Annotated in this window: 3 protein-coding genes; all 3 read right to left on the bottom strand. The window is 41.8% G+C overall.

The genetic code is table 11. The features are described 5' to 3' along the window. Positions 1–353, bottom strand: a 353-nt coding sequence (locus H579_RS26555) for an RHS repeat domain-containing protein (RefSeq protein WP_036566798.1), incomplete at its 3' end; no start/stop codon positions are given. Between the two features lie 119 nt (positions 354–472). Next, positions 473–934, bottom strand: a complete 462-nt coding sequence (locus tag H579_RS0118620) for an SMI1/KNR4 family protein (protein WP_028301907.1) — start codon at positions 932–934, stop codon at positions 473–475. Continuing rightward, positions 931–1,566 (bottom strand): HNH/ENDO VII family nuclease (locus tag H579_RS28135; RefSeq protein WP_281167073.1); only part of this gene is annotated, 636 nt, incomplete at its 5' end. The genes H579_RS0118620 and H579_RS28135, both read right to left, overlap by 4 nt.

The following is a 1,566-nucleotide window of genomic DNA, read 5'->3' as shown; positions in this document are numbered from 1 at the left end:
TGGCTGTTAGCCACACCACTGAATTCACCTTCTTTGTTATAGAAGTAGAAGGTGGATGCTCCAAGCGGGTCTGTCGACTGGATAAGTTTATCGAAAGCACCGTACTGATAACGCTCACTGTGTCCGGCGGGATTGACCGTACTGACCAGGTTACCTTCGACATCGTATTCAAACTGACTGGAAGTGCCGTCTTCCCATTGAATACGTACCGGCTGTTCGCCGTTATCATCATAATACCAGGTACGGATATTCGGCTTTTCACTGTCCTCAAGGTGAGTAATACGCTGGCTGATCCGGCCCTGAGCGTCGTATCGGAAGGAGACCGGCAGTTGCTGGTTCGTCTGCACCTGCATCAGCTGGCAGGCTTGGTTCCAGTCCAGCTGTGTGGTATTGCCTTCGGGAGAGGTTTCTGTGGGGACAGGCTTAAATTCCCTTAAAAATCAAAGAGAAAAATGTGCCTGTCCTTTATCTCTCAAAGATCATAATACTCTTCTAGATCTTCTTTTATAAAATCTAATATACTGCATTCAAATTCATCTGCTTTACACTTATTAATATTATCCCACTCAACGACAATATCCTTATCAGTATTGCTTGTATCAATGCAATAATAGATTTCATTATTTATATTTTTGAAAACAACATAACTATTATCTAATGCAGAATCTTTTCTCACTTCCAAAGTAAACCAGACAAAATTAGGGTAACCTGATTCAATAAAATCATTATTATTTGTCAATCCCAAAAATTCATGATGTCCAAACGATATATTTTTCCACTCTAAAAGATATAGCTTAAATGACTCAGGAAAGGATGTGCCTAATACTTTTTCTGCGAGCGATATATCTTCAGCTACTCCCTTTCCTCCAATAAAAATATCCTTGTGTAGCGAGAAAAAGTCATTCAGCTCTTGAACTATTAATTTATTACTCATTTAAAATCCTCTGCCCTACGTTTCCAATAGTTCGAACTCCAAGCACTAAACTCACGACTTGCTTTAGTCTGCTTTATGCGGCCAGATTTAGTTCTTGGCCATGAAGCTTTACGCCCATCATGAGCTCTAAAACTGTAGTTCTTACGCCTTTTTTGTACACCATTTATTTTTTCATATTGAGGAATATGCAGTCTCTTTGTCTCCTCTGAGTGCATTTTTCCACCAACCTCAGCTATCGCTCCGGGCTCTCGTTGAATTAAGTGATGTAAGTTTACAGGTCGATCATCACGACCAATTGGAGCTTTGCCAGACTTCATTCTTTCAATATTTGAGAGCCCATTATCATCTTTTCTGGATGGATCAAACAAGTCATCTCTCTGGAAAACCTTCCTGCCTCCGATTTCTTTACCATCACTCCAGAATTTTTTTCTTTTAGAACGTCTGGCAGCTTCTTTAGCAGAATGGCCCTGCTGTCTGAGTTCCTTATAACGCCCATATCTCGCAGCACAAACCGCCAGTCCTAACGGATCAATCCATTCAACCGGGTTATGCACATACCCCTGCGGTCTCAGCCCTCCGGCCATACCTATCGGGTCGGGCGTCAGATACTGGGCTATCTCGGGATCATAGTA

Origin of the sequence: Oceanospirillum beijerinckii DSM 7166 (genome assembly GCF_000422425.1) — a bacterium.
Classification (GTDB): domain Bacteria; phylum Pseudomonadota; class Gammaproteobacteria; order Pseudomonadales; family Halomonadaceae; genus Oceanospirillum; species Oceanospirillum beijerinckii.
Note: the sequence above shows the minus strand (reverse complement) of the source record. Positions and strands in the feature narration are given on the sequence as shown.